The organism is Rhodococcus sp. EPR-134, assembly GCF_001647205.1.
In the GTDB taxonomy this organism is placed as follows: domain Bacteria; phylum Actinomycetota; class Actinomycetes; order Mycobacteriales; family Mycobacteriaceae; genus Rhodococcus_F; species Rhodococcus_F qingshengii.
This window is the reverse complement of sequence record NZ_LVCT01000185.1, coordinates 1-7,534: the sequence shown is the minus strand read 5'-3', so window position 1 is coordinate 7,534 and position 7,534 is coordinate 1. Positions and strand designations below refer to the sequence as shown.

Annotated in this window: 9 protein-coding genes; all 9 read left to right on the top strand. The window is 58.3% G+C overall.

What is annotated here, in order from left to right; translation table 11 throughout:
• Window positions 1-320, top strand: a 320-nt coding sequence (locus A2J01_RS36815; protein WP_231915740.1) for a hypothetical protein, incomplete at its 5' end; no start/stop codon positions are given.
• A 250-nt stretch (window positions 321-570) separates the two neighbouring features.
• The gene (locus A2J01_RS08275) at window positions 571-2,598 is read left to right on the top strand and encodes an AAA family ATPase (protein ID WP_082900825.1); all 2,028 of its coding nucleotides are present in this window, start codon (window positions 571-573) and stop codon (window positions 2,596-2,598) included.
• A gap of 438 nt (window positions 2,599-3,036) precedes the next feature.
• Window positions 3,037-3,270, top strand: a complete 234-nt coding sequence (locus tag A2J01_RS08270; protein ID WP_156519214.1) for a hypothetical protein — start codon at window positions 3,037-3,039, stop codon at window positions 3,268-3,270.
• Between the two features lie 248 nt (window positions 3,271-3,518).
• Complete coding sequence (locus tag A2J01_RS08265; protein WP_064112492.1) at window positions 3,519-3,836, top strand: hypothetical protein; 318 nt, start codon at window positions 3,519-3,521, stop codon at window positions 3,834-3,836.
• Window positions 3,837-4,028: 192 nt separating this feature from the next.
• Window positions 4,029-4,517: a hypothetical protein gene (locus A2J01_RS08260; RefSeq protein WP_064112491.1), complete on the top strand. Its 489-nt coding sequence runs from the start codon at window positions 4,029-4,031 to the stop codon at window positions 4,515-4,517.
• A gap of 358 nt (window positions 4,518-4,875) precedes the next feature.
• A complete protein-coding gene (locus A2J01_RS08250; protein WP_156519213.1) occupies window positions 4,876-5,460 on the top strand; it encodes a hypothetical protein in 585 nt (194 codons plus the stop codon).
• A 5-nt stretch (window positions 5,461-5,465) separates the two neighbouring features.
• Window positions 5,466-6,140 carry a hypothetical protein gene (locus A2J01_RS08245; protein ID WP_064112488.1) on the top strand — a complete coding sequence of 225 codons (675 nt, stop codon included), beginning with the start codon at window positions 5,466-5,468 and terminating at the stop codon, window positions 6,138-6,140.
• 67 nt (window positions 6,141-6,207) lie between these two features.
• The gene (locus A2J01_RS08240; RefSeq protein WP_064112487.1) at window positions 6,208-6,660 is read left to right on the top strand and encodes a hypothetical protein; all 453 of its coding nucleotides are present in this window, start codon (window positions 6,208-6,210) and stop codon (window positions 6,658-6,660) included.
• A gap of 387 nt (window positions 6,661-7,047) precedes the next feature.
• The coding region (locus tag A2J01_RS35725; protein ID WP_156519212.1) for a hypothetical protein at window positions 7,048-7,534 on the top strand (487 nt) is incomplete at its 3' end.

Below are 7,534 nucleotides of genomic sequence, written 5' to 3'. Positions count from 1 at the left end.
TCGGTGGTTCAGCCCACAGGGTTCCGCTCCTCGTTATGCTCGAATACGGGCAATTCGACCTGTCGAACTACCACGCTCGGATCGAAGCCTTACCTCGATACATGACGACGCAGCGTGTGGCTGAAGAGGTCAAGGTTGGTCGATCGGGCGTGCTGCATTCGCCAAACTTTCCTCTAAAGGCGGTGACCACTCTGCGTGGCAGTAGGTTCCGCAAAGACGACTTGATCGCACTGCTGGACACTCACAAGTCTTGTCACGCAGGAGATTCCTGCAGTGAGGGTGACGAACACGTCTCACGCCGCATCAGGCGCAGCGCATGAAGTACTTCGGTGGGAACACGGCCAGCGATGGTGTGCGGCCTGTGTATGAACCTGACGAGTCGTTCATCATGCGTGGCGCTCCGAAGGCGTACGGGGCGAACTCAGACGCTGCAAAGCGTGAACGCGCCGCCCCTCGTCGCACTCGTGCTCAACACGTCACTGCCGGTGACGAGCAGGCACAACGATTGGCCGAGAACTGGAATCGGAATCCTTGGGGTTCAACAACTAACCAAGAGAGCAGGATTCAACGATGACCGAGAAGTCCACACCCAAAGTGTCGGTTGCATATCCCGCACCTGACATGGCGGCCGTCAGGGCAGACTTGGAGTCGCGGTTCGAAGGGCTGACAGGCAAGGCGTGCATCGGTCGTGCCAATCACTTCCCCCATGGCCCCGACGGTGAGTATGTGAAACGCGCCGACTGGCGACAGGATTTCTTCGAGTATCCAGCGGAGAAGCGAAAGATGTACGCACACATCGAAAAGTATGCGCTCGAACACTGGGATATGTTCGCCTCCAGTGTGACGTTTCCTGACGAGATTCGAGGTGATGGGCTTTCGCTGCCTTCGAGCATCCTCAAGTTCGAGTACGACGCACCCACACCTGACGGGTTGGACTTGCTGAGGACCCTGGGCGCACGTCTCCATCGCAGCGGGCGAGATGGGCACGTTCACGTATACCTCCTCATGGACAGGCTACTTACCCCCGTCGAGGTTAAGGCCTATTCGCTCAGGTTGGCTCGGGCGTGTGGAATTACGAACAGTGACGGCGGAGGCAAGTGGGGTGACTCCGAGCAGACACGCATTCGTGGCACATGGAACCACAAGCCCGAGGCCATGCGCATGGTCGCCATGGACAAGGACGGACGTTCGTTCCTGGGGCGCCCAGTCTCTGTGGAGCGGTTCAACAAGGTGCTTCCTGAGTCGTCTAATCATGTTGTGAAACACGATGACTCGTCGCCAGCGTTGTTGGTCGCTGAGCGTGTCACCAGGACGCGGCTAAGGGGTGGCGGGGAGCGTGCAACGATTCGCTCGATGATGCGCGAGGGTGATCCGGGTGACGGCACCGAACGGTTCAAGCGAACTAAGCTGCTCGTGCGGCTGTGCAACGAAGCAGGCTTCACACAGAACGAGACGCTGTGGATTCTCGAACAACACGAACCGTCTGTTGAGAAGTTCGGCAAGCGGTTGGCCGGCCAGGTCATCGCGTGCTGGGACCAGGACACCCGGCCCACACCCGCTGGCGCAATCGAAGTGTTGGGGGATGACGGGGACTCCGAGGATGACGACGAGCTATACAACCCTGACCTTTCGCTCGCCGACCAGTTGAGGCGGTTGGGCACGTGGAATTACGACAGCCTGATGGGTGCGGAGTTCAAGGAGCTCAACTGGCCTATCGACGAGTTCATCGCTGAGGGTCTGACCCTGATTGCCGCTGCGCCGAAGATCGGCAAGTCGTACCTCATGCTGAACATCGTCGTCTCCATGGCATGGGGGCTGGGCGAGGCGCTAGGGAACATGTCAGCACAGGAAGGCGCGGCGCTCATTATCTCAGTGGATGACCCGTCGCCGCGTCGTATGCAGAACCGGTTGAACGAGGTCACCACGGCGATGAACCTATCGCCAAGGGACCGCAGGCATCCCATCACGATCATGGAGAAATGGCCTTATGTGGGCGAGGGCGGAGGCGAGTTGCTCGACGCATACCTGTCTGAGCACCAGGAATGCCGATTGGTTGTGATCGACACGTTGGACCAGATTCGCGTCGATGGGAAAGCCAATGCCACACCGGGCAAGGCCGACCAGAAGGTGATGAAGGAACTCAAGGGCATTGCCGACAAGCACGGTGTGGCCATTATCGTCATCGCCCACGACAGGAAGAACAAAGACTCCGCGGACTTCCTCGACGCTGTGTCAGGGCACCGAAAGATAACGGGCGGTGCGGATACCGTCCTGTTCCTCAACCGCGTACGGGGCAAGAACGAGGTCAAGTGCTCGATCACTGGCCGTGACGTTCTCGAACGTGACGAGCACTTCCAGCTTGAGTTTCCATTGTGGGTCCACGAAGCGATCGACGAGGTTGGAGAAGTGGTGATGACCGTGGAGGACTACGTGCTGCAGTTCTTGCGCGACCACCCGAACGGCGGGCTGGCTAAGAGTATCGTCAAGGAGTACCCCGAACTGAATGAGGCCGGTGTGCGACAGGCGCTCACTCGGCTGAAAGATGCACGTCGCATCAAGCAGCCGAACGGCCTTCGCACGCCTTACGTGTTGCCCTAGTCGCCTTACTCGCGTGCGTGCCCGGGCGGGCGGGTGCAGGCGCGCAGTCTGCGTGCGCGTGCCCGCGTAATGAAAATCCAAATGTTGTCACTTTGTCACGATGTCACTATGAGGCGTTCAGGCGATGCGCTCGTGACATCGTGACATCGTGACATCGAGTGTCGCGGGCACACGCGCACGATCACGCAGTCTGCGCCCGTATGTGGGTGTGCCCGCGCGTCCCGCGTGAGTAAGGCCAATCGGGGCCGATATGAAAATGCGTTCGCAGCGGTGTGGGAATGAAATATGTTGTCTACCTGGTTCTTACGTCGTGCCCACGCGCAAGGAAGGCCCGGACGGAGGACCTTGATGTGCAATGATGTTCGCAATGGCACTCGACCAAAGGTGCTGAAAGCAAAGGATTCTCAGGAGGAAGACATGGGAAGTATCGTCAAGGCTATGCGTACCGAGACTACGGATGACGGCGTGACTTACTACGTCGCTGCCGCACTGGACCTGCATTTCATCACCGATGAGCGTGACCACTGCCCAGACTGCTCGACGCCTGCCATTCTGGTTCAGGACTGCAAGAAGTACTTCGTCAAGACATGGTCACAGCCACTGCATGACGACCATTGCCCATCGCTGCGCGCAGACCTGGCGGCTATCGCGAACTCGGCTGTCAACGTGTAGCGCGACTCGACTCGACAGGCGGGGCATCTACCCAGGTGCCTCGCCTTTCTTTTTCTCGCTGCAAGTGCTGGTGACGCCTTGGAGGTCGCCGAACGAACACATGCACGACTCGCACGATTACAGGCGACACGGACAAACTCGGGGATCTGTGCGGATGGCTGTGAATCGAACGACGCAGCCGTTGAACTTCGCGGGCGTGTACGTAGTACGGATCAGATGGAATCGAAATCTATTGAAAGGTAAAGGCTATGGCTAGAAAGCTGATCGCCCGCATCTATCCGGGTGACGAACGCCTGGAGGACTTGGGTGTGGACGAAACTGATCGAGAACCATTGGGGTACAAATTCTTTGTCGATGACCTCGACGAGATTCTGATCGTGGACGACGAGGATCTGTGCGAGTGGTGCACCGTCGAGTATGTGCTCGTGGACCTCGAAGGTGATGACGACTCTGTGTCGACAGGTCCGGTGATTCATCGCGAAGAGTGCGAGTCGAAGCAAGAGGAGTTCCGCGAGCTGGTGCGCAAGATGCCGTTTAACCCAAGCATCAAGAGTCTCGATGCTTGATCAGTCGTAAGACGAGTTCTCGAGTAAGGCAACGCAATAGATCGCATGTGTGCAGGTTTGTGTCGGTGACGGACACGCTGACATCTGTGATCCGTCCACATGCGGGATTCATTGCATACCAACGTCACAGGTGCTCACGCCGCATCTGGGACGTCTTAAACGATCCGATATGACGAACGATAGGAGCGACACATGAACGACGATCATCCAGGCATGGCACGGGAAGACTACATGCGCGAGTGTGGGCTGACGGCGGAGCAGTACAAGTCCAGGTTCGGGTACCGCAAGCGCACACAGGGGTGGAGGGCGAGACCATTGGTTGAACGTCCCGCGAATGGGTGGCCTGTGCGTGTGGTCAAACGATGCAGATGTCCAGAGTCATTACTGGCCTTCGGGTTTGAACACATGACAGGTCGAAATGCTGCGCAATGCTTGGCTGAGGGCTGGCCTGAGTCTCGCGCCAGTTACTGCAGTGACCTGTACGGCAGTTCGTACATCGAAGGTGATGGGCTCTATGGGTTCATGCACGACGCGACGGGTGTGAAGTGCGTGCGGCTGTTCGACACTCTCGCCGAGGCCCAGGAGCGACAGGACGAGTACTTCGAGGCCATTGGTCAGTTCCAACCCGACGCGCTGCATGTGGTGTGGGATTTAACGCAGATTGTCGTCACCGTCGATTGAACGCTCCGGCACTTTTGTCTGACGCATGTCTGAGGTCGCGCCCGCACGCTACAAGGTTCGGGGGTTGGCGCGTTGACGTGCAATGATGCTCGCATGTCGGGCACTGAAAGGTGTTCGTAAACAGGAGGATTGGAAAGGACTAAGGCAATGGGAACTCGATTTCATTGCGTGATTGCTGAAGACGTAACTGCTCTTCAGTTCGTTGACCCAGTCTCGATGCTGGACTTCATCGCGGACGACGGGGAGCTGTGCGGGCATTGCTCTTCTCCCGCAGTGATCATTCACTCACCGCTTCTGGCGGTTCCGATTGACGCAGAGCTGGTCCACGACTCGACGTGCCCATTGTCTGGGTCCAAAGTTGCTCAATCGCAAGATGATAAGGAGATTCATGTATACCACTGAGGAACTGCTCGCGCTGCGTGAGAAGTTGGTCGCGCAGGGGGCTACCTACACTCGCGAAGCCATTGAGGCAGATGCGGCGATGTTCGACGAGATGCGGGCCAAGGTCCGAGCCGAGAGCGAGGAAGCGCACAACGCGGTAGATGCGGCTCGTGCTGAGCTGACCCAACCTCCGACTGACGTTGCATCGAAGGCGTTGGCAGAGAGCATGTTTGCGCGTCTTTGGCCGAGCGTTCAGGAATCCATCAGCGATACGCGGGACATCGACGGTGGAATCTCCGAGGCGTACTCGGCGATCATGCGGGCCGACAACGCGGTGCGTCCGTTGCTGACGCAGTCGATCGTTGAGGTGTTGCGCAAGAACGGTTTGCGTGACTACACCATCGACGCGAATCTGCTGATTCCTTTGTCGCCCAAGCTGTCAGCAGCATTCACTGAGCGAGATGTGGCTATGCGCCACGAGATTCGCGGGCTGCACAACATCGACCAGCTCCAACACAACATTGATATGCCACAGTTCGTGGCTCCGACGGAACAGGAATAGACACCATGCCCAACACAGTCATTGAAGCGCAGGAAGCAACAGAGTCCGCCGAGCAGGCTGTCGTCACCGCGCACGAGAAGATCGCCACACTCGAACGGAAGGTGATCAATGGCGACGGCAAGGTCACTGCCGCGCAGATCACTGCGGCGAAGGAACAGGCTGCATTCGCTGAACTGCAGGCGTCCGCTGCCCAGAACGAGGAGGCCCGCGTACGTGAAGCTGTTTACCAGGCAGAACTTGCCGAGTTCATGGCTGAATACGAGGAGTTCGCGTCTACCGACATGGAACCCCTGCGTGAGGCGTACAACCTCGCGGTCGTTGGATTGGCTGAGTTCATCTCTCTCGTAAAGGAGCGCAAGGAGTACGAGCGATCCATTCGGTTGAAGGCGCGTCCGTTGAATCTCGGAGGGCCCGATCGGACGAACGAACCGGTGTGGAAGGACAGGGAGCGTTGGCATTCCATCGTGATGCCCAGTGAGGTCGCAACAGTTGTCGACTATGTCCGGCACGAGGCGGAGAACGGGTATCCGGTGTCGGCGGGTCGCGTCACCACCCACATGTTTCACACCGATGCCCGCAGGGCCGACATGGCGACGATCAGGTCTGCTCCGCGAGGTGCTTACCGTGAGGCGGCAAGGCCGTTGCTGGACGCGTTGGTGAAGGCGTACACCGAGGAATGATCGCTATCCCCGCGTATGGGCATCGGTGTTCATACGCGGGGTTTGTGTCCAGAGAAAGGAACATGTTGTGGCTTCCCCGAAGAAGGTTGTCACCGCGGCGGTGAAACGACGTGAGGCTGTGAAGCTGCGGGCGCACGGGCTGAGCATTCCGGCAATCACCAAGCGTGTGGGCTACAACTCGGACAAGGTGACGCGGGAGGCGATACGGCAGGAGCTGAAGAGCGCCGACCGTGAGGACCTCACTCAGCTGCTCGAACTCGAGATGATGCGACTCGACAAGATGACTGTCACCGCGATGAACGCTGTCCAAGCAGGTGACCTCAAAGGTGTTGATGCAGGGCTGCGCATCATGGCCCGCCGGGCCGCATACACAGGACTCGATGCGACCCAACGCGAGAACGACTACTCAGATGTCGATCGCTGGCTTGCGGGAGATGCAGAGGTTGACTTCGAGATAGACATCAACGAGGTCTTGGGTGACGAACTCGATGACGACGAGATTCCCGACGACCTCGACTGATTGACCTGGGCAGGCATTGGCGCGAACCTCCGCTGCCTTACTGTCCGACCATTGACCCGCATGACTCCTTCCCGCGCTGAAGTCATGCGGGTCTTTGGTAGGCAATTGATGATGTGTCAGACGCGCGTGATGTCGCTGTGCTCAATCGCCGCGTGATGACGCCGGCAAGGCCATGTTCCAGATCGGCCGTATGCGCCTCGTGCTCGGTATGACGAGCAATCACATGTGCGCGCACGTGACAGGTGCGAGGCTTTCGCTGACCGTCAACACGCACGCAGGAACGATGCGCGACTGCACGGTGGGTGTAGATGATGACAAGACTGTCGGTGCCGGTCGGTATTTTTCAAGCGCAACTCTATGGTTGGTCACTCTCTGGGAGGCAGCACGGTGGCGGTATCACGGGTAACTATTGCTGAATTGAACAGGCGCAACAGGAAGTCGCCCGGGGAGGACGAGCAGCCACTTGGTGAAATGCCGTCGCCTGTCGACCGGCTCGATGACGCGCTCGCCGGAACTAGGTCGAGTCTCGAGCTGATTGATTCGGTCGATGATTGGCTCGCCAGCTATCTCCAGCCCTGGCTGAGTGGCTACTTCGAGGGTGCGGGTTCGACAGTGTTGAACGAGGTTACGCGCAACCGACGTGAGCCTAAAGCTCAGCATTATGAGAATTATGTTGCTTACTTGCCTCAGAATGAGCTGCCCGAGGTTCTTCACCTGGCATTGCGCTTCGGTGCGCGAGCCATCGAAGACGGCCGAATGCCGGACACCAGGCATTCCCTGGATTCTCGCGAACTGGAGAAGATTCTTAGTGAATCTGGCTTCTACCTTTCCGCCACCCCCACGGGGTTGGAATATCGGGTTGACCCGACAGTCG